Annotated in this window: 17 protein-coding genes; 9 read left to right on the top strand and 8 right to left on the bottom strand. The window is 66.5% G+C overall.

Features of this window, described 5'->3' with window-relative positions:
- Position 1 precedes the first annotated feature (1 nt).
- Positions 2 to 682, bottom strand: a complete 681-nt coding sequence (gene npdG, locus C662_RS03975) for an NADPH-dependent F420 reductase (RefSeq protein WP_002925234.1) — start codon at positions 680 to 682, stop codon at positions 2 to 4.
- Between the two features lie 244 nt (positions 683 to 926).
- On the opposite strand from npdG, the gene C662_RS03970 reads away from it, so the two are divergent.
- From C662_RS03970 to C662_RS03965, 3 genes are all read left to right on the top strand, one after another.
- Positions 927 to 1,784 (top strand): DUF2971 domain-containing protein, encoded by an 858-nt coding sequence (locus C662_RS03970; RefSeq protein ID WP_002925233.1) that lies wholly within the window; start codon positions 927 to 929, stop codon positions 1,782 to 1,784.
- 235 nt (positions 1,785 to 2,019) lie between these two features.
- On the top strand, positions 2,020 to 2,307 hold the full coding sequence (locus C662_RS19970; protein WP_002925232.1) for a DUF1330 domain-containing protein: 288 nt from the start codon (positions 2,020 to 2,022) through the stop codon (positions 2,305 to 2,307).
- 104 nt (positions 2,308 to 2,411) lie between these two features.
- Positions 2,412 to 3,254 (top strand): toll/interleukin-1 receptor domain-containing protein, encoded by an 843-nt coding sequence (locus C662_RS03965; RefSeq protein WP_002925229.1) that lies wholly within the window; start codon positions 2,412 to 2,414, stop codon positions 3,252 to 3,254.
- 258 nt (positions 3,255 to 3,512) lie between these two features.
- On the opposite strand, the gene C662_RS03960 is transcribed toward C662_RS03965, so the two are convergent.
- The 6 genes from C662_RS03960 to C662_RS03930 all read right to left on the bottom strand — a co-directional run bounded on the left by C662_RS03960 (position 3,513) and on the right by C662_RS03930 (position 10,135).
- Complete coding sequence (locus C662_RS03960) at positions 3,513 to 4,589, bottom strand: alkene reductase (protein WP_002925227.1); 1,077 nt, start codon at positions 4,587 to 4,589, stop codon at positions 3,513 to 3,515.
- Between the two features lie 247 nt (positions 4,590 to 4,836).
- Complete coding sequence (locus C662_RS03950; RefSeq protein WP_002925223.1) at positions 4,837 to 5,148, bottom strand: hypothetical protein; 312 nt, start codon at positions 5,146 to 5,148, stop codon at positions 4,837 to 4,839.
- Positions 5,149 to 5,211: 63 nt separating this feature from the next.
- Positions 5,212 to 5,667: a nuclear transport factor 2 family protein gene (locus C662_RS03945; protein WP_002925220.1), complete on the bottom strand. Its 456-nt coding sequence runs from the start codon at positions 5,665 to 5,667 to the stop codon at positions 5,212 to 5,214.
- 106 nt (positions 5,668 to 5,773) lie between these two features.
- A complete protein-coding gene (locus C662_RS03940; protein ID WP_002925219.1) occupies positions 5,774 to 7,906 on the bottom strand; it encodes an oxidoreductase in 2,133 nt (710 codons plus the stop codon).
- Between the two features lie 8 nt (positions 7,907 to 7,914).
- Positions 7,915 to 8,748: an alpha/beta fold hydrolase gene (locus C662_RS03935; protein WP_002925216.1), complete on the bottom strand. Its 834-nt coding sequence runs from the start codon at positions 8,746 to 8,748 to the stop codon at positions 7,915 to 7,917.
- A 37-nt stretch (positions 8,749 to 8,785) separates the two neighbouring features.
- The gene (locus tag C662_RS03930) at positions 8,786 to 10,135 is read right to left on the bottom strand and encodes a spinster family MFS transporter (protein ID WP_002925214.1); all 1,350 of its coding nucleotides are present in this window, start codon (positions 10,133 to 10,135) and stop codon (positions 8,786 to 8,788) included.
- A gap of 250 nt (positions 10,136 to 10,385) precedes the next feature.
- On the opposite strand from C662_RS03930, the gene C662_RS03925 reads away from it, so the two are divergent.
- The 4 genes from C662_RS03925 to C662_RS03910 all read left to right on the top strand — a co-directional run bounded on the left by C662_RS03925 (position 10,386) and on the right by C662_RS03910 (position 14,103).
- On the top strand, positions 10,386 to 11,120 hold the full coding sequence (locus tag C662_RS03925; RefSeq protein WP_002925211.1) for an SDR family NAD(P)-dependent oxidoreductase: 735 nt from the start codon (positions 10,386 to 10,388) through the stop codon (positions 11,118 to 11,120).
- An 11-nt stretch (positions 11,121 to 11,131) separates the two neighbouring features.
- The gene (locus C662_RS03920) at positions 11,132 to 11,773 is read left to right on the top strand and encodes a nuclear transport factor 2 family protein (RefSeq protein ID WP_002925210.1); all 642 of its coding nucleotides are present in this window, start codon (positions 11,132 to 11,134) and stop codon (positions 11,771 to 11,773) included.
- Positions 11,774 to 11,833: 60 nt separating this feature from the next.
- Positions 11,834 to 13,681, top strand: a complete 1,848-nt coding sequence (locus tag C662_RS03915; protein ID WP_002925207.1) for a long-chain-acyl-CoA synthetase — start codon at positions 11,834 to 11,836, stop codon at positions 13,679 to 13,681.
- A gap of 218 nt (positions 13,682 to 13,899) precedes the next feature.
- Complete coding sequence (locus C662_RS03910) at positions 13,900 to 14,103, top strand: hypothetical protein (RefSeq protein ID WP_232431604.1); 204 nt, start codon at positions 13,900 to 13,902, stop codon at positions 14,101 to 14,103.
- Positions 14,104 to 14,193: 90 nt separating this feature from the next.
- Here the strand turns inward: C662_RS03910 and C662_RS03905 are convergent, their stop codons facing one another.
- Positions 14,194 to 16,278, bottom strand: a complete 2,085-nt coding sequence (locus C662_RS03905; RefSeq protein ID WP_002925202.1) for a PQQ-dependent dehydrogenase, methanol/ethanol family — start codon at positions 16,276 to 16,278, stop codon at positions 14,194 to 14,196.
- A gap of 205 nt (positions 16,279 to 16,483) precedes the next feature.
- Between C662_RS03905 and C662_RS03900 the strand changes: the two genes are divergently transcribed.
- The gene (locus tag C662_RS03900; RefSeq protein ID WP_002925199.1) at positions 16,484 to 17,695 is read left to right on the top strand and encodes a thiolase family protein; all 1,212 of its coding nucleotides are present in this window, start codon (positions 16,484 to 16,486) and stop codon (positions 17,693 to 17,695) included.
- Positions 17,696 to 17,700: 5 nt separating this feature from the next.
- Positions 17,701 to 18,660: a bifunctional OB-fold nucleic acid binding domain-containing protein/MaoC family dehydratase gene (locus C662_RS03895; protein ID WP_002925198.1), complete on the top strand. Its 960-nt coding sequence runs from the start codon at positions 17,701 to 17,703 to the stop codon at positions 18,658 to 18,660.
- The last annotated feature ends 12 nt before the right edge of the window (positions 18,661 to 18,672 follow it).

The raw sequence follows: 18,672 nt of genomic DNA, 5'->3' as shown, positions 1-18,672 counted from the left end.
CTCAGGCGTCGGTGTTCATGTCGAGCTCGCCGCTGATGCACAGGCCGGCGCCGTCGACACGATAGGTCTTGTTGAGAAAGATCAGCACCGAGGTCATCGCCTCGGCCGCTGCGGAGTTGGCCAGGGCGCCGCCGTGCAGCCCGCGCAGGCCGGCGGCATCGGCCAGCGCGACCACCTGGGCGCGGTCGGCCTTGTCGTCGCCGAACACGAGCACGTCGCAGGCGATGTCCTCATCGGTCGCCAGCTTGTGCGCGGCCACGTTGTGGAAGGCGGAGACCACGCGGGCGGCTTCGCCCAGCGTGTGCTGGGCGCGCAGTGCGGCGCAGCCCTCGGGCGGCAGCTGTACGCGCATCACCTTGGGCGGCATCAGCGGCACCGTGGTATCCACCACCAGCTTGCCGGCCGCCGCGGCGCGGATCTCCTCCAGCGTGGCCACCTGCGATGCAAAGGGCACGCTGACCACGATCAGGTCGGCGCGGGCGGCGACGTCTGCATTGAGCCCCGAGCCGACCGCGGCGCCGGTCTCCGCAGCCAGCGCAGCCGCCGCTTCGCGCGCCTTGCCGGCGTCACGCGAGCCGATCTCGACGCGCAGCCCCGCCTTTGCCCAGCGGCGCGCAAGCGCGGCGCCCAGCTTGCCGGTGCCGCCGATGACGCCAATTGTTGTTGTGTTGTCGATGACCATCTAACTGTCTCCATGGGGTAGGCGCAACGCCCGGCGCTGCGGGCGCATGCGGTGCCAACCACGCTACGAGAGTTGATGGTCGGGGAGCATCGTCCGATCGGACGACATGCTGGCGGGGCCGATGCTCTGCGGGCTGAGGTCGTGGTGCCACCCCAGCCCGCAATCCACTTGCGAGTCCATGGTGCTCGTCTATGTTGAATCCATGACATGACGTCGGACTCATACGGGAGGTGCAGGGCGCGCTATGGAGAAGCCTGACTATATCTACAAGTACCAATCTGCACCTCGAGTCGCGCAGATCATGCGTGATCTCGCGTTCTACTTTGCCCCTGTTTCGCAGTTGAATGACCTGTACGAGTTTCGTGTCCGTTCGCTCTACACCGAGGTGCCCGAGAGCAAGTACCGCGTGCTTGCAAAGCAACTGGTTCACGAGCGCTGGTTCGATTCCGTGCAGGAGGCGGTCGAGGCAATAAAGAGCGGCGATCTGGAGAGTCAGGCGACAGAGACTTACGCGTATTTCATTCAGCAGCTTAACGCAATGCTTTCTAGTGTCATGCGGCACTCGGGCGTAACCTGTTTCTCGCAGTATCGAAACAATCAAAGGATGTGGGGAACGTACGGAGCTAATCACACAGGCGCGGTTATAGAGTTCTCGACATCAACGGACAGGGCCGGATTTGCCTCCTATCTCATGCCAGTGTTGTATTTCGAGAAGCGCTTGGAGTTGTGTCCATCGGAATTCCTCACTGATTCGCTCACTCTCGACCAGTGGCTTTGTGGTGCCCTGTGCTGCATCAAGCACTGGCACTGGCGCGACGAGGGAGAGTGGAGGCTACTCCTCTTGGCAGATAGTGAGCAGGCTACAGAAGCGCGGATTGTTCCATTCGAACGAAGCGCGATAACCAGGGTGTTCCTGGGGCCGAGAATCTCCGAGGAAGATGAATACTGCATTCGTGACCTTGCGGCCCGCTGCACACCGGAGATTCCCGTCTTCAAGCGCAAGGTGGATGCTGAAGAAGCCAAGGAGGAACCTGTCGGCTTCGAGCGGATTCACTCGTTCGAGCAGCTCAAGTATTGGGCTGACCGATGCTCGCGCTCCTGAGTATCATGGCTATTGATCAGTTGAAAAAACCGGCACGCTCGCGCCGCCACTGAGCGTAAGGCCGGGCGCTGCCGGCCCGAGCGTAGAATCGGCAGCATTACCGCCAGATCGGCTCAGTTCGACAAGGCTTATCCCTCGCGGCAGGCGCCCGCACACTGAACGGCGCTTGCGGCGCGAGGGATAAACCCTATTCGTTGGGTGTCTCTACTCTTAATCACCTTTGGAACTCTTGAGAATGAATGGCGCATACGTCGTTGGTCACATCACGGTGAAGAACCACGAAATGTGGGCGGAATATCGAAGCAAAGTCCCTGGGACATTAACTCCTTGGGGAGGCGAACTTGTCTTTCGTGGCAAACAATTGGCTGCCCTTGCTGGCGATAACCCACATCCAGATATCGTCGTCATCCGTTTTCCAACCGTCACCGCTTTGAATAGTTGGTTTTCGTCGGCTGCGTATCAGTCACTCATCCCGCTTCGGCAGGAGGCAGCGGAAATGGTCTTGCTGTCGTATGAGGCTTAGTTTGCTCCCTCCACCGGAAGCCCGGATACGCGCTCCTTACCTCCAACGTTGAATGCGTGGAATTTCGAGCGCAACTAAGGCGAAGTCAGCCCAGGAGGTCGCCGATGACCCTGTTCAAGTATCGCAAGCCTCAAGGCTACATACCGCCTGTTGGACACCAGGAACTTCTGGCCCGCTACGCGAGAGGAGAGCGCTACTTCGAGCACGCTTCACGCCGCCATGCGTTCCTAAGCGGCAGAACACTGAGCAATGTGAACCTTGCCCACGCCGACCTTAGCGATGCGTATTTGGACAATGCAGCGCTGGATGGAGTCGACCTGACGAGTGCGGTTTGCATCAACGCCAACTTTTCTAAGGCGGCTCTGTATCAGTGCTGTTTTTCCCATGCGGACCTGCGGGGTGCCATCTGGTACATGACGCGTCTCAGGCACGTGAGCTTCTTCGCTGCGCAGCTTGACGCGGCACAGTTTCTGGAATGCCTGCAATGGTCCGACGACGACGAGCGCCTCGGGCTCATGCCCCACCTTGCGACCAAGCGAACATGTTTTGTCAGCTATGCCTCGTCAGACGATGCACTCGCAGGACGTGTCGCCAGGGTCCTTCAGCATGCCAACATCCCGCACTGGCTCATGCCCTTCGCCAGTTGGTTCGGTCGCGATTCCCTCATCGGCGATCGGGCCGTTGCTGATCAGTTGCGGCGCAGCATCGGTATGTGCGATGTCTTCATCGTCGCCCTCTCGCCGGGCGCCATGGAGAGCCGGTGGGTGCAGTTCGAGATCGATGCGGCGACGAAGCTTCATCGGTCGGTAGGCAGACCGCAGCTTATCGCGCTGATAGGCCACTCCGTGACTGGCACGGCCGCAGCACTCCGGGACTTCGAACTCATCGACTGCGTCGGCGAGCACGAAGCGGCCGGTTTGGGGCGCGTCGTTGCGCTAATGTGCTAACCGCAGGTTCGGGCCCTTCACGGAGTTAAAAAAGCTAGACGTTAAGCAGGTTCACTCGGCTCACTGAACGATATCGCGCAGATTACGGGCACACGAAGTACGGTCACCCGTGTGGCCGCCCGCTCCCGGAACGGGTTGATACACGGGGACACCGATGGCGCTTCGGGGTGTTCCGCCGCCTGGTGACGGGCCAATGCAGGGGACGAGTGCGGAGGCCGGCACGCTGAGGACTGCGTGCCGGCGCCGTGTGGCGGGGCCTTACGCGCCCGCAGCCAGGGTCGGATAGTCGGTGTAGCCCTGCGGTCCCGGGGTGTAGAAGGTCGCGGGGTCGGGTGTGTTGAGCGCGGCCTTGCGACGGATGCGCTCGGGCAGGTCGGGGTTGGCGAGGAAGGCGGTGCCGAAGGCGACTGCGTCGAGCTTGCCGGCGGCGATCGCGGCCTCGGCTTCGTCGGCGCTGTAGCCCATGTTGCCGATCAGCACGCCGCGGAACATCGCCCGCGCCGGCGTCATCACGTCGCCGTGCTGCTTGCCGAAGAAGTCGCCGCGCATCAGGTGCAGGTAGGCGAGGCGGTAGTCGTTGAGGCAGCCGGCGAGCCACTCGATGAGGCCGAGCGGGTCGCTGTCGACCATGTCGTTGTAGCTGTTGAGCGGAGACAGGCGCACACCAACGCGACCGCTGCCCCACACCGTGCACACCGCCTCGATGACCTCGAACAGCAGGCGGGCGCGGTGTTCGCGCGGGCCGCCGTAGGGGCCGCTGCGCTTGTTGCTGCCGTCGCGCAGGAATTCGTCGAGCAGGTAGCCGTTGGCGCCGTGCACCTCGACGCCGTCGAAACCGGCGGCGCGCGCGTTCTCGGCGGCACGTGCGAAGCCGGCGACGATGGCCGGCAACTCGTCGTCGCACAGCTCACGCGGCACCACGTAGGGCTGCTTGCCCTCGGGCGTATGGACTTCGTCGCCGGTGATCGCGAGCGCGCTGGGCGCCACTGGCTGGCGGCCGTTGTTGAGCAGCGGGTGGCAGGCGCGGCCGCCATGCCAGATCTGCAGCACGATGCGTCCGCCGGCGGCATGCACCGCGTCGGTGACCTTCTTCCAGCCCGCGACCTGGGCTTCGGAGTGGATGCCGGGCTCGCGCCAGAAAGCGGAGTTGCCTTCCATCGCCATCGTCGCCTCGGCGATCAGCAGGCCGGCGCTGGCGCGCTGGGCGTAGTGGGTGGCCATCAGCTCGCCGGGTACGTGGCCGTCCTCGGCGCGGCAGCGTGTCAGCGGCGCCATCAGGATGCGGTTCGGCAGGAGGAGGTCGCCGGCCTGGAGCGGGGTGAACAGATCGGTCATGAGAGAACGGTCCTCGGTTGATAAGGGTGAATGAGGATGATGGATTGCATGGACCCGGGGCCGCGCAGTGTGCGAGGCTGTAGGCCCATCATCGAAGGCCCCGTCAGGCGTACTGGGGCGATCGGGCCCATACTTTCCGTGTATCTGCGCGACCCGGATGGAAATCTCATAGAGGTCTCCGAGCAGATTAGCGCCTAGCGCGACAGATCGCCGCTGCCTTGCGCGTCACCCATGCATCGCAAGCGCCTCATCCGATCTCGGCCAGGAAGCGCACGCGCGCGCTTTCCAGTTCCAGCCGTCCGGCGTCGTCCACAAGCCGCAGCGCTGCGCGGTGATAGGTCTCGAACGCGGCCCTGACCTTTACGGAATCCAGCGCGGGGGTGGGTTCCTCTTCTGCCTCGGTGGCCCATGCTTCGCCTGGGATGGGCTGGAGCGTTGCGTGCTTGGGGATGAAGTCCACCCCGCCGCCGTCCGCTGCGGCGGTCATCGGGCCGACCTTGGTGTAGTTGCGGCCTTTCCAGTGGAAGCGGGCGCCGGGCGGGAGCTTGTCGATCTTCATCGGTCTGCGCAGCGGAGGTGTCGGGGCGCACAGTCTATTGGAAGTGCGCCGCCGCTTGGGCGTTCAGGGCTGCGGCCGAGGCTTGATCGCGATGCGCAGGTGCTGGCTGAGGTCGCCGGTGAAGTCCAGCTGGCGGTAGTCGCGCTCGACGAAACACCACTCGCCGTCGATACGGGCGAAGCGGTCGTGGTAGCGGCCGCTGGCGATGATCTGCAGCGGCAAGGCGTCGGTGGCCTGCATCACGGTGAAGCAGGAGCGGGCCTGTGCGGTGCCGGCCGCTTCGTCGATGTCGAGGATGGGGTTGGTGACGAGGTGGCGGGTGCGGGGGGTGCCGCAGGGGTGGATGACGAGGATCTTGCGCCACAGGGCGAGCAGGCCGTCGGCGTCGAGCGGGCCGGCAGCGCCGGTCTCGATGCGGGCGTGGCGGAAGAGGGCGGCGGCGTCCTCGAGGCGGCCTTCGTCGATGGCTTCGGCGTAGCGGTAGAGGAGGTTGCAGATTGCGGTGGCGGCGGTGCTCATCGTGTGCTCCCGTGGGGGCGTCGCCCCTGCGTGGGGTGGGCGGAAACGAAAAAAACCGGGCGGCGGCATGTGCACCGCGCGCCCGGCCCAGGGACGATGGTGAGGCTCAGGCCGACAGCCCGGCGAGCATGCCGGACTTGACGGCACCCTCGATGTAGCCGATCTGCGCGCCGTCGCCGACCGCGCTGACCGGCACGCCGGCCGCTTCGAGCGCACGTGCCAGACTGTCGTCCGGGCGGGCGCCGACGGCGAGCACGACCGAATCGGCCGCCAGGGTGTGTTGCTGCCCCTCGGCGTCGGTGTAGCGCAGCGCCTTCTTGTCGATCGCGTCGACCTTCACCTTGGTGTGCAGCGCCACGCCATGCTGGCGCAGGGTGTCCAGCACCCGCCAGCGGCGCACGATCGACAGCTCGCGGCCCAGGCTGGGGCCTTCTTCCAGCACCACGACCTCGCGGCCGCGATCGACCAGGAACTCGGCCAGTTCGACGCCGACCAGGCCGCCGCCGATGATGGCGACCTTCTTGCCAAGCGGCATCCACACCCGCGACAGGTTCTGGATGGCGTCGGTGCTGTCGGTGACGCCGACCAGGCTGCCAGCCTTCATCAGTGCGCGCTGCGCGAGCGAGAGCTTGCGCTTGGCGATCTCCTCGGCGCGGTCATCGGTCATCAGGCGGCGCAGTTCGTCGCCCGACCACACGTGGTCCATGTCGGCCCCCGGGATCGGCGGCGCATTGCGCTCGGCGCCGGTGGCGACGATGACTGCGGTGGCGCCGAGCTGGCGGATGAGCTCGGGGGTGGCGACGGTGTTGAGGCGCACGTCGATGTCGAGCTTCTTCATCTGCGTCGTCAGGTAGTCGAGCAGGGCGCCGTTCTCGGCGTAGGCCAGTGCGGCGAAGAACAGCGTGCCGCCCAGCCGGCCGCTGCGCTCTACCAGGGTGACCTTGTGACCGCGCAGCGCAGCGGCACGCGCCGCCTCCATGCCGGCCGGGCCGCCGCCGACGACAAGCACGTGGCCCGGTTTGACGGCCGGCACCAGGCGGATCTCGGCCTCGTGGCCGGTCATCGGGTTGACCGCGCATTTGACGCGCTGGTTGACGAAGATCTGGCTGACACAGGCGTAGCAGTAGATGCAGGGGCGGATGTCCTCGGGGCGGCCCTCGATCAGCTTCTTGGGCAGTTCCGGGTCGGCGAGCATCTTGCGCGCCATGGCGACGAAGTCGCACTGGCCGGCGGCGATGGCGTTGTCGGCGACCTCGGGCTCGAGGCGGCCGACGGCGATCACCGGGACCTTCACCGCCTCCTTGATCTCGGCTGCCCACAGCAGGAAGCCGGCCTTCTGCTGCACCAGCGGCGCCTCGGTGAAGGCCACGCCGGTGCTGGTGTTGGCGTAGGCCGACACGCTCACCGCGTCGCAGCCGGCCTGTTCGGCCATGCGCGCGAAGACCTTCGCTTCTTCCAGCGTGATGCCGCCCTCGGTGCGCAGCTCATAGGCGTCCAGGCGCAGCCACACCGGGTAGTCGGCACCGACGCGAGCGCGCACGCCGGCGATCACTTCGCGCAGGAAGCGGCCACGGTTCTCGATCGAGCCGCCGTATTCGTCGTCGCGCCTGTTGTAGTAGCCCGACAGGAAACCGGCAATGATGTAGTTGTGGGCGGCGTGCAGTTCGACGCCGTCGAAGCCGGCGCGCTGGGCGCGTTCGGCGGCAGCGGCGAACCATTCGATCATCTGCGCGATGTCGGCCTTGTCCATCACGCGGATCTTCACGCCGGCCTTCTCGCGGCCCTTCGACGAGCTGATGAAGGCGCCGAGCTCTTCCTGCGTCAGCGCGGCGAACATGTCGGTCTTGACCGCCGGCGGCATCGACGGCACCCACAGCTCGCGGCCCTCGGCGAGGTCGCGTACCGAGGTCTTGCCGGCGTGCTGCAGCTGGGCGGCGATCTTCGCGCCGTGCTTGTGCACGCGGTCGACGATGCCCTTGAGCCCGGGGATGAACTTGTCGTCCGAGAGGCCCACCTGGTAGGGCTCGGCAGTGCCGTGCGGGTAGGCGATGGAGACCACGCCCATGGTCAGCAGGCCGGCGCCGCCCGCGGCGCGCGCTTCGTAATAGGCCTGGATGCGTTCGCCGCAGGTGCCGTCCGCCTCGGCGAAGTTCGAACCCATCGGTGCCATTACGATGCGGTTGCGCACTTCCATGTTGCCGATGCGGCCGGGCTGCAGCAGGTTGTCGAAGGCTCCCATGGCGTGGCTTACCCCTTGGTCAGGAAATCGATGCAGCTGCGGTTGAACAGCTCACGGTGCTCAACCTGCACCCAGTGGCCGCACTGGTTGAGCAGGATCATGCGCGCGTTGGGTGCGTTCTCGATCACCTTCAGCGCGCCGGTGTGCGGGTTGAACTTGTCGTCCGTGCCCCAGAAGCCGAAGATCGGCGCCTTGATCTCGTGCAGGCGCGTGGTCATGTTCGGGACCATCATGGTCGAGAACAGGTTGGCCGGCTGCGACGGGGCGATGGCCGCGCGCTCGTTGATGATGCTGTCGTCGAGCAGGCTGGGGTCGAACACCTGCAGGCTCATCACATGGCGCATCTCGACCGGGCCCATCGGGCCCTTGGCAAAGGTTTCCACCATGCGCACGATGCCTTCCATCTTGAAGTAGGTCTCGCGCTCCTCGACGCCACCTGGCGCCATCAGGATCAGGCGCTCGACCGTGTCCGGGTGGGCCAGTGCCTGGCCGAGCGCGATCGCGCCGCCCAGCGAGTTGCCGAGCAGGGTGCATTTCTCCACGCCGATCTTGCCCAGGAAAGCGTTCAGGCAGGTGACGAAGAACGCCAGGTTGTACTGCACGTCCGCGGGCTTGTCCGAGCGCCCGAAGCCGGGCAGGTCGAGCACGATGTTGCGGAAGCCGGCCTCGGCAAAGGCCGGGTAGTTGCCCTTGAAGTTGCTGTAGCCGCTCGCACCCGGGCCGCTGCCGTGCAGCCACACCACCACCGGCCCCTGGCCGACATCGAGATAGTGCAGGCGCAGTCCGCTGTCGAGCTCGGCGAACTGGTCGAGGGGGATGGGCAGATCGGATGATGAGGTCATTCGCGGGTCTCCGGGGGCTGGGTTGTCTTGTTGAGGGTCAGGCGCGCGCGACTGCGGCGTTGGCCGGCGGCGGTGTGGTGGCCTGGAGTTTGCGGCGATAGCGCGGCAGGGCGGCGAGCAGGCAGGCCGCGGTGAGCAGGTACAGCAGTACCGACGCCGCCAGTGCGTAGCGCAGCGCCTCCTGGCCGAGGCTGGGGTTCATCAGGTCGCTCAGGCCGCCGACGATGATCGGACCCAGGCCGACGCCCAGCAGCGTCATCGCCATGACGAAGATGGCCGTGGCCTGTGCCAGGCGGTGCGGCGGGAAGAGGTGGCTGATCGCGCCGAAGCAGGGCACCGACCACCAGATCGCCGTGAAGCAGAAGCCCAGGTAGAACAGGTAGGCCTCGGGGACGGGGAGCGAGCCGATGTGGAAGGCAACGCCCGCCGGCCAGAGGTAGAAGGCCAGCCCGAGGGGGACGGTGATCACGCAGGCAATGATGGGAATGATCAACTGCCAGCCCGGGTCCTTGGCGACCATGCGGTCGGTGATGGCGCCGCACATCAGCGTGGCGATGGTGGAGGCGACGCCGCCGCCGATGCCGACGAGCAGGCCGGCCTGCTGCATGGTCAGGCCGTGCGAGCGGATCAGGAAGCTCGGGTTCCACGTCCCGATGGCGTAGCCCATGACGGCGGCGAGCGTGCCGGCGGCCACCACGAGCATGAAGGCGGGGGTCTCGAACAACGCGCGCAGGGTGCTGCGCCAGTTCTCGTCCTGCGCGCCGGCTGCGCTCCTCGCGGGTGCGACGATGCGCGGGCTGCGCACGGTGAGCAGGAAGATCAGGCCGATGAGCACGCCCGGTGCGCCGATGACCAGGAAGGCGGTGCGCCAGCCGTAGGTTTCGGCGATCCAGCCGCCCAGGCCCAGGCCGAACACTGCACCGAGGCTGGGGCCCATGAGGAACACCGAGAGGGCGCGGGAGCGCTGTTCGGGCGGGTAGAGCTCGGACACCATCGCCACCGATGGCGCCGTGCCGCCGGCCTCGCCTACGGCCACGCCGATACGGAACAGCAGCAGCATCGCAAAGCTGGTGGCGATGCCGCACAGCATGGTCATCGCGCTCCAGGCGATGCAGGCGAGTGCGATCACCGGCTTGCGCCCGATGCGGTCTGCGAGGCGCCCGAAGGGGAAGCCGAATAAGGTGTAGAAGATCGCGAACGCGACGCCCGACAGCAGGCCGATCTGGGTGTCCGAGATGCCGAACTCGAGCTTGATCGGCTCGATCAGGATCGAGATCACCAGGCGGTCGATGTAATTGAAGATGTAAATCACCGCGAGCATGAAAAGGGCATAGTGGCTATGCCAGGTCACGCGGTGCGGGGCAGCGGGGCTCGTGCTCACGGCCATGTCTCCTAGTGTTTGTCAGCCGGGCGGGCGGCTCTTCTCTTTGTGCATGCCTATCCTCGGCTGCGCTGGCAAGCGTGGCATCGTCCATTCAGACGACGGTTGCAGGCAGGCGTTTCACCGTATGCGCTGTCGGCGTGGGTAGTCTCATTGGACGATGTCGATGGGGTGCGTCGGGAGAACACTGATCGCCATAGCGTCCCACGCCTGGCCAGGGTGTGGGTTGGCCAGAACGCATACGTGGAGACGATCGATGAGCTTTGCAGGCAAGGTGGTATTCGTGACGGGCGCTGCCCAGGGCATGGGGCGCGCCATCGTGTCCCATTTCGCAACAGCAGGTGCGAGCGTGGTGGCTGCCGACATCAACGCAGACGCTGCGGCCGAGGCGGTTGCGGCGCTTGGCGAACGCGGCCTCGCGCTGGCCTGCAACGTGTCCGACCCAGCCTCCGTCAAGGCCGCCTTCGCGGCCGTCGATGAGCGCTTCGGCCGTGTCGACGTGGTGATCAACAGCGCCGGCATCGGTTCGGTCGACGCCTTCCTCGATACCCCCGACGACAACTGGATGCGGGTGATCGGCGTCAACCTCACCGGCAGCTTCCTGTGCTGCCGCGAGGGCGCCCGCCTGATGCAGAAGTGCGGCGCCAAGGGCGCGATCATCAACGTATCGAGCACCGCCGCGATGTCGGGCGAGGGGCCGAGCCACTACTGCGCCTCCAAGGCGGGCGTCATGGGGCTGACGCGCAGCATCGCGCGCGAACTCGCGCCCAGCGGCATCCGTGTCAATACCATCGTCCCCGGGCCGACCAACACGCCGATGATGGCCGGGATTCCCGACGAATGGATGCAGGCCATGATCAAGGCCATCCCGCTCGGCCGCATGTGCGAGCCGGAGGAGATCGCCCGCGTCGCCGGCTTCCTTGCCAGCGACGATGCCGGTTTCATCACCGGCCAGAACATTGCCGTCAATGGCGGCATGGCCTTCATCTGAGCGGCGGTGCCATGACCAACGCCGCAGCCTCCGCCGACCTGCTCGCCCGCATCGACCGCCTGGAATCGATCGAGGCCATCCGCCAGCTTGCCGGAAAGTACTCGCTGTCGCTCGACATGCGCGACCTCGATGCGCATGTGAACCTCTTTGCGCCCGACATCCGCGTCGGTCGCGAGAAGGTGGGCCGGGCCCACCTCAAGGCCTGGGTGGATGACACCCTGCGCGACCAGTTCAGCGGTACATCGCACCATCTCGGCCAGCACATCATCGAATTCACCGATCCGGACCATGCCATCGGCGTGGTGTACTCGAAGAACGAGCATGAGACCGGCCCGGAGTGGGTCATCATGCAGATGTTGTACTGGGATGATTACGAGAGAATCGATGGGCGCTGGTATTTCCGCCGCCGCCTGCCCTGCTACTGGTACGCCACCGATCTCAACAAGCCGCCCATCGGCGACCGCAAGATGCGCTGGCCGGGGCGCGAGCCCTACCAGGGCACCTTTCACGACCTGTTCCCGTCCTGGAATGCGTTCTGGGCTGCGCGCCCGGACAAGGCTCAGCTGCCCGAGGTGGCCGAGCCGGCGCCGCTCGAATGCTTCCTCAAAACCCTGCGCCGCGGTGCGCCGGATCCGCGGATCCGTGTGCGCTGACACTGGCGTGACCGACCTGCAAGCGAGCCAAGCTCGACAACACGAAATGGAGATGGGCGCATGTCCGATTCCGCTGCTGTCCTGAACCCGCAGGCGGCCACCAGCAAGGTGGTGCCGCGCGAGCAAACCCAGGCCAAGCTCGACCAGCGTTCGCGTGCTGCGAACCTGATCAAGCCGGGCGACACGTACACGATCGCCGACCGCGTCGAAGAGCAGGCACGCCGTCTAGGCGACCACGTCTTCCTGATCTACGGCGACCAACGCTACAGCTATGCCGAGGTCGATGCCCGCGCCGATCAGGTCGCCCATGCCATGCATGCGCGCGGCCTGCGTTGTGGCGACGTGTGCGCGCTGGCGATGGAGAACCGGCCCGAGTTCTTCTTCTACTGGTTCGGCCTGGCCAAGTTGGGCGTCGTCACCGCGGTCATCAACACCCAGGTGAATGGCCGTCCGCTCGTGCATGCGCTCGAGACCACCCAGGCGCGCGCAGTGATCGTGGGCGAGGAGTGCCTGGAGAACTTCGTCCTCACCGCCGACCGCCCCGCTCAGCCGCTGTATGTCGTGGCCGATGCAGAGAAGCCCGCCAGCGCGGCGCGGCGCGCCATTGCCGCAGCCGACATCACCGCAGAGGTGGCCGCGGCGGCGCGCAGCACCTTCCCGCGCGCGGGCCGTGCCGAGGTGCGTGCCGAATCCTCGATGCTGCTGATCTTCACCTCCGGCACCACCGGCCTGCCCAAGGCTGCGCGCTACAGCCACATGCGCTGGATGTCGTCCGGCGACGTCATGGAGGTCACGCTGGACGTCACGCCCGACGATGTCTTCTACTGCTGCCTGCCGCTCTACCACGGCGCCGCGGCCACCTCGGTGACCTCGACCGCGCTCAAGGCCGGCGGCAGCATCGTGGTGCGGCGCAAGTTCAGCACCCGCGAGTTCTGGAAGGACGTGCGCGCGAACCGCATCACCATATTCCAGTACATCGGCGAGATCTGCCGCTACCTGCTCAATGCGCCGCCGCAGGCGGACGATCGCAACCACAGCCTGCGCTGCATGTTGGGTGCGGGGCTCACGCCCGAGACCTGGACGCGCTGGCTCGAGCGCTTCGGCCCCATCCAGGTCTTCGAGGGCTGGGGTTCGACCGAGGCCAACACGGCGCTCATCAACGTCGATAACTACATCGGCTCCTGCGGCCGGGTGCCAGACTGGAACAAGACCAACTTCCGCCTGGTGCGCTACGACGTCGAGACCGAGTCGCATCCGCGCGACGACAACGGCCGCTACATCCTGTGCAAGCCGGGCGAGGTCGGCGAGGGCATCGGCTTCATCGTCAACCACCCGGAGATCGGTGGCGGTCGCTTCGAGGGCTATACCTCGCAGGAGGCGACCGAGAAGAAGATCCTGCGCAACGTGTTTGCCGACGGCGACGCGTTCTGGAGCTCGGGCGACCTGCTGCGCTATGACGACGAAGGCTACTTCTACTTCGTCGACCGCATTGGCGACACCTATCGCTGGAAGAGCGAGAACGTGTCCACCGCCGAGGTGGCGGATGCGCTGTCCGACTATCCGGGCATGGAGCTGGTGAACATCTACGGCGTCAAGGTGCCCGGGCACGAGGGTCGTGCCGGCATGGCGGCGATCGTGATGCAGCCGGGCAGGGTGTTCGACCCCGAGGCCTTCTTCGCGCTCACCGAGGCTCGTCTGCCCCGCTACGCGGCGCCGCAGTTCGTGCGCGTGTCGAGCGCGGCCGATCTCACCACCACCTACAAGCTGCGCAAGGTCGATCTGCAGCGCCAGGGCTATGACCCGAGTGCGTTCGACGACCCCCTGTTCGTGCGCGACGAGCGGGCCGGTACCTACCAGCCCTATTCGGAAGAAGCACTCCAGCGCGCCGGTTTGCCGCCCTTCGCCTGAACGCCCGCAACGGGGTCGAGACCGCCATGGCGCCTTCGGGCGCCATTTTTCTGGACCTAGTCCATTTGGACGATGTTTGCCTTGCCGGCTTGCGACAATCTCAGCACCGTGCAGGAGGAGACATCTGGACGGTAGTCGCGGCAAAGCGGCGTCGTACCCGGTTCCTGCAGGCGGCGTGTGGCATGAGCGCCTGAGTGTGGATCGCGAAGGAGAAGGACATGATCACCAAGGCCCTGCTGTGTGGCTGCGTCATGGGGTTTCTTGCAGCGTTTGCTGCGATGCTGGATCGGGGGCATGCCCGGGCGCTTGACTCCCTCGTGCAGATGCCGGCCTGTGCCGGTGCTGCGGAGCAGTGCCAGAACGCGAATGCGGCGGTCAACGGTTCCACCGATCGTTTCTTCATGATGCTCGCAATGCACTGATCGCCGGCGCGCTTGCTGCTGCCGGGCAAAGACAAGGATGCCCTGCTTTCGATATGCGAAAGCAGGGCATTTTCCATGGTGGGGTGGCCCTCAGTCGGTAGTTCGGGTGATATGGGCCATGCGGACGACGTAGGCGCGGATCGCGTCGGCGTCGTCGGCTGCGAGCGTATCGGTGAAGCTGGGCATGCCGCGCGCGGCCAGCAGGCCGTCGACAAGGGGGCGGCGGAACAGCGAGGCCTCGGCCAGGTAGGGGGAGTGGCGAAGGTCGGGTATGCCGCCGCCGGCGACTGCGCCGGCGCCATGGCACTGCATGCAGTAGCGGGCGTACAGCTCGCCGCCACGGCGCACTGCGGCAGCGCTGCCGGTGTCCGGCGGCGCTGCACGCATGGGCAGGCTTTCCGCCTCCGGCATGGGTGCTGTCCCGCCCAGCTTCCATACGAACACGCCACCTGCGGCGTTGCCACCGCGGCGGGGCAGTAGCACGCTCGAGCTGAGGTGGATCGAGCTGCCAAAGCCGGCCGCGGCTGCGATGTACTGCTCGCCGTCGAGCTCGTAGCTGATCGGGCCGCCCAGGATGTCGAGCCAGGTGTCCGACTGCCACAGGCGCTCGCCCGTGCGTGCATCGAAAGCTGCCAGCCCCTCTCCGCCCACGCCCTGGAACACCAGCCCGCCGGCGGTGGCGAGTACGCCGCCGTTCCATGGCCCTGCATGCGGTGTGCGCCATGCGGCACTGCGTCGTACCGGGTCCCAGGCCAGCAGGTGGCCGCTCATCGACTGCCTGGCCTGGTCGATGATGGCGGCGTCGGGCGGCACGGGCGGGTTCGGCACGCCGGTGTTCCAGCGTCCGGGTTCGAGCCTGAAGTCGGGCTCCTTCATCATGAAGCCGACGTTTTCCTGGGCGGGGATATAGACCAGGCCTGTGTGCGGGTTCCACGCCATCGGCTGCCAGTTGTGGCCACCCAGCTGCGAGGGCTGGACCATGAAGGGCTGGCCGGCAGGGTAGCGCGCGCCTGCGGCCTCCACCGGCCGTCCGCTGGCCGGGTCGATATGGCTGGCCCAGTTCACCGGCACGTACTTGTCCGCGGCCAGCAGCTCGCCGGTCGCACGGTCGAGGACGTAGAAGAAGCCGTTCTTGGGGGCCTGCATCAGGACCTTGCGCGGCGTTCCGTCGATCTCCAGTTCGGCGAGGATCATGTGCTGGGTGGCGGTGTAGTCCCAGCTGTCTCCGGGCGTGGTCTGGTAGTGCCACACGTACTCGCCGGTCGCGCGGCGGACCGCGACGATCGACGACAGGAACAGGTTGTCGCCGCCTCCCGGACTGCGCAGGTCGCGGTCGTGCGGTGAGCCGTTGCCGACGCCGAAATAGAGCAGGTCGAGCTCGGGGTCCCAGGCCATCGCGTCCCAGACCGTGCCGCCTCCGCCATAGCGCCACCATTCTCCCTGCCAGGTGGGCAGCGCAAGTGCTTGCAGCGGAAGGTCCGAGATCGCCCCGTCCGGGCCCTCTGCCGGGTTGCCGGGCACGGTGTAGAAGCGCCAGCGCAGGGCGCCGGTCGCGGCATCGTAGGCCGACACGAAGCCGCGCACGCCGTACTCGGCGCCACCGTTGCCGATCATCACCAGTCCGTCCGCTACACGCGGTGCGCCAGTGATCGTGTAGGGCAGCTCGGGGTCGAAGGTCGGCGTGGACCACAGCAGGCGCCCGTCGCTGCTGTCCAAGGCCTGCAGGCGGCCGTCGATGGTGGCGACGAAGACGCGGCCGTCTTCCACCGCCACGCCGCGATTGACTACATCGCAGCAGGCGTGGATGCCCTTGCCGGCCGGTACCTGCGGGTCGTGCTGCCACCTCAGCCGGCCGTTGCGGGCGTCGATCGCGTACACCACGCCCCACGGGCCGCTTACATACAGCGTGCCGCCGACCATGATGGGGGTGGCTTCCACGCCGCGCGGGCGGTCGAAGCGGAAATGCCAGGCCAGGCCGAGCTGCGCGACCGACGCGGCGTCGATCGCGCGCAGTGGGCTGAAGCGGGTCTCGGCGCTGTCCAGCCCATGGCGGGGCCATTCGCTGCCGGCAGGCGCGGCCTGCGCTGCCGCTGCCGCAGCGATGGGGGCCTGGATGACGAGGACGCAGCCCGCCGCCAGTACGGTGAGCATTGTCTTCAAGGGAGAGCGACGCATGTGGGGACTCCTTGGGGATGAATGCGGCCGCGGGATGCGGATGACTCGTGCATGATCGGGCGCTGGCGGGGCGCGCGAATCGTCCGTCCGGATGGGATCCTCCGCCCCGCCTAGTCGATTTGAACGATTGCCCCCTGTGGGCGCTGTGGCATCGTTGCGCTCAACACAGGGCCGGACAGTGCCCGCATACGCGAGGTAAGGGAGCATGGGTCTCAAAGGAAACGCAGCAATCGTCGGCGCCGCGCAGTACAGGCCGGAGAAGTACGCGACCGCGCCGCGGATGTTCCATCTCGAGCAGGTGGCCGACCTGGCCGGCCAGGCGCTTGCCGATGCGGGGCTCAAGGCCTCGGACATCGACGGTCTGGTCATCCACGGCCCGCAGTTCCACGAAGCGCAGGTCTTCGTGCCGGCGATGGCGGCCGAGTACCTTGGCCTGTCGCTCAACTTCGCCGAAGTCGTCGATCTGGGCGGCTGCTCGTCGGTGGCAGCGGTGTGGCGCGCGGCGATGGCGGTCGAGATGGGCCTGTGCCAGGCCGTGCTGTGCGTGATTCCCGCGCGCATGGCGCCCTTCGGGCCGGACGAGGATCCGAGCTGGATGGCGCGGGCGATGCGCTTCGGTGGCCACAGCACCGCCTTCGGCGCGCCCGAGGCGGAGTTCGACCTGCCCTATGGCCACATGGGCCAGAACACCGGCTACGCAATGATCGCCCAGCGCTACGCGGCCAAGTACGGTTACGACCCGGTGGCGATGGCCAAGATCGCGGTCGACCAGCGCACCAACGCGCTCGCCAACCCGGACGCCAGCTTCTTCGGCAAGCCGCTGTCCATCGAGGACGTGCTCGCCAGCAAGATGGTGGCCGAGCCGCTGCGCGTACTCGAGATCGTGATGCCGGTGGCCGGCGGCGCGGCGGTGATCGTCGCCTCGAAGGAGGTGGCAGCGCGCGCGAAGAACCGTGGCGCCTGCATCACCGGCTTTGGCGAGCACCTGTATTTCAAGTCGCCGACCTACGCGACCGAGATGACCGACACCCCGATCGGCCCCGCCGCCGAGCGCGCCTTTGCGATGGCGGGCATCCAGCGCAGCGACATCCACGCCGCGCAGATCTACGACTGCTACACCATCACCGTGCTGCTGACGCTGGAAGATGCCGGTTTCGCCCCCAAGGGCGAGGGCATGCGCTGGGTGCGCGAGCATGACCTGACCTACAAGGGCAACTTCCCGATGAACACTCACGGCGGCCAGCTCAGCTTCGGTCAGAGCGGTACCGCCGGCGGCATGTCGCAGGTGATCGAGGCCTTCCACCAGATTTCCGGCCGTGCCGGCGAGCGCCAGCTCAAGCGCTGCGACACCGTGTTCGTTTCCGGCACTGGCGGCGTGATGAGCGAGCAGGGCGCACTGATTCTCCAGGGAGCATGACGAGCATGTCGACCAACAAACCGCTGCCGACGGCCACCGAGATCTCGGCACCGTTCTGGAACGGCCTCAAGGCAGGCCGCCTCACGATCCCGCAATGCAAGTCCTGCGGTCACTGGGTCTTCTTCCCCCGCCGCCATTGCGACAAGTGCTGGTCGCAGGACCTGGCGTGGAAGGAGGTCAAGGGTACGGGCACGCTCTACACCTACACGCTGACCCGCGTCCCGACGCTGCCCGACTTCGCCGACGAGATGCCGCAGAAGATGGCGGTGGTCGAGCTCGACGAGGGCGTGCGCATCAATACCACCCTGATCGGCGTGGATGAATCCGAGATCAAGGTCGGCATGCGGGTGAAGCCGGTGTTCGACACCGTGAGCGCAAATGGCACGGCCCTGCTGCGATTCACCGCCGCGGATAAGGATATGGCCGAACGCATCGACAGCACGCCCGCGGCGCTGGCTGCGGCCGCCGAGGCGGCGGCGAGCACGGCCGAGGTGGCCGACAAGCGCCAGGTGCGCTTCGACGACGAGGCGGCGATGAAGTCGCTGGTGAGCGAGGCCTACTCGGCCTGGAGCAACCAGATCGTGGTCGATCAGGCCTTGATCGATGAGTTTGCCAAGCTGTCGGGCGATGACTACTGGATCCACACCGATCCCGAGCGCGCGCGCAAGCAGAGCCCCTTCGGCGGCACCATCGCCCACGGTGCGCTGGTGCAGGTGCTGCAGTCGCGCCTGCGCATCCCGCTCGACTACGAGGTCGTCGGTTTCAACAACATGGTCAATTACGGCTCCGACCGCCTGCGCTTCCCGGCGCCGGTGCCCGCAGGTTCACGCATTCATGCACGTACTCGCGTCAAGTCGGTCGAGAAACTCCCCAAGGGCATGCAGCTGACGATGGAGATCGTCACCCATGTCGTCGGCAGCGAGCGGCCGTCGGTCATCAACGACCTGGTGATCCTGTACATGTGATGTCCCGGCATT

The organism is Thauera sp. 28 (assembly GCF_000310145.2).
Taxonomy (GTDB): Bacteria; Pseudomonadota; Gammaproteobacteria; order Burkholderiales; family Rhodocyclaceae; genus Thauera; species Thauera mechernichensis.
This window is presented reverse-complemented; position numbering and strand designations above follow the sequence as displayed.

Excerpts from the sequence above, each read along its gene's own strand:
- npdG (WP_002925234.1), bottom strand. The coding sequence starts at position 682 with ATGGTCATCGACAACACAACAACAATTGGCGTCATCGGCGGCACCGGC.
- C662_RS03970 (WP_002925233.1), top strand. The coding sequence starts at position 927 with ATGGAGAAGCCTGACTATATCTACAAGTACCAATCTGCACCTCGAGTC.
- C662_RS19970 (WP_002925232.1), top strand. The coding sequence starts at position 2,020 with ATGAATGGCGCATACGTCGTTGGTCACATCACGGTGAAGAACCACGAA.
- C662_RS03965 (WP_002925229.1), top strand. The coding sequence starts at position 2,412 with ATGACCCTGTTCAAGTATCGCAAGCCTCAAGGCTACATACCGCCTGTT.
- C662_RS03960 (WP_002925227.1), bottom strand. The coding sequence starts at position 4,589 with ATGACCGATCTGTTCACCCCGCTCCAGGCCGGCGACCTCCTCCTGCCG.
- C662_RS03950 (WP_002925223.1), bottom strand. The coding sequence starts at position 5,148 with ATGAAGATCGACAAGCTCCCGCCCGGCGCCCGCTTCCACTGGAAAGGC.
- C662_RS03945 (WP_002925220.1), bottom strand. The coding sequence starts at position 5,667 with ATGAGCACCGCCGCCACCGCAATCTGCAACCTCCTCTACCGCTACGCC.
- C662_RS03940 (WP_002925219.1), bottom strand. The coding sequence starts at position 7,906 with ATGGGAGCCTTCGACAACCTGCTGCAGCCCGGCCGCATCGGCAACATG.
- C662_RS03935 (WP_002925216.1), bottom strand. The coding sequence starts at position 8,748 with ATGACCTCATCATCCGATCTGCCCATCCCCCTCGACCAGTTCGCCGAG.
- C662_RS03930 (WP_002925214.1), bottom strand. The coding sequence starts at position 10,135 with ATGGCCGTGAGCACGAGCCCCGCTGCCCCGCACCGCGTGACCTGGCAT.
- C662_RS03925 (WP_002925211.1), top strand. The coding sequence starts at position 10,386 with ATGAGCTTTGCAGGCAAGGTGGTATTCGTGACGGGCGCTGCCCAGGGC.
- C662_RS03920 (WP_002925210.1), top strand. The coding sequence starts at position 11,132 with ATGACCAACGCCGCAGCCTCCGCCGACCTGCTCGCCCGCATCGACCGC.
- C662_RS03915 (WP_002925207.1), top strand. The coding sequence starts at position 11,834 with ATGTCCGATTCCGCTGCTGTCCTGAACCCGCAGGCGGCCACCAGCAAG.
- C662_RS03910 (WP_232431604.1), top strand. The coding sequence starts at position 13,900 with ATGATCACCAAGGCCCTGCTGTGTGGCTGCGTCATGGGGTTTCTTGCA.
- C662_RS03905 (WP_002925202.1), bottom strand. The coding sequence starts at position 16,278 with ATGCGTCGCTCTCCCTTGAAGACAATGCTCACCGTACTGGCGGCGGGC.
- C662_RS03900 (WP_002925199.1), top strand. The coding sequence starts at position 16,484 with ATGGGTCTCAAAGGAAACGCAGCAATCGTCGGCGCCGCGCAGTACAGG.
- C662_RS03895 (WP_002925198.1), top strand. The coding sequence starts at position 17,701 with ATGTCGACCAACAAACCGCTGCCGACGGCCACCGAGATCTCGGCACCG.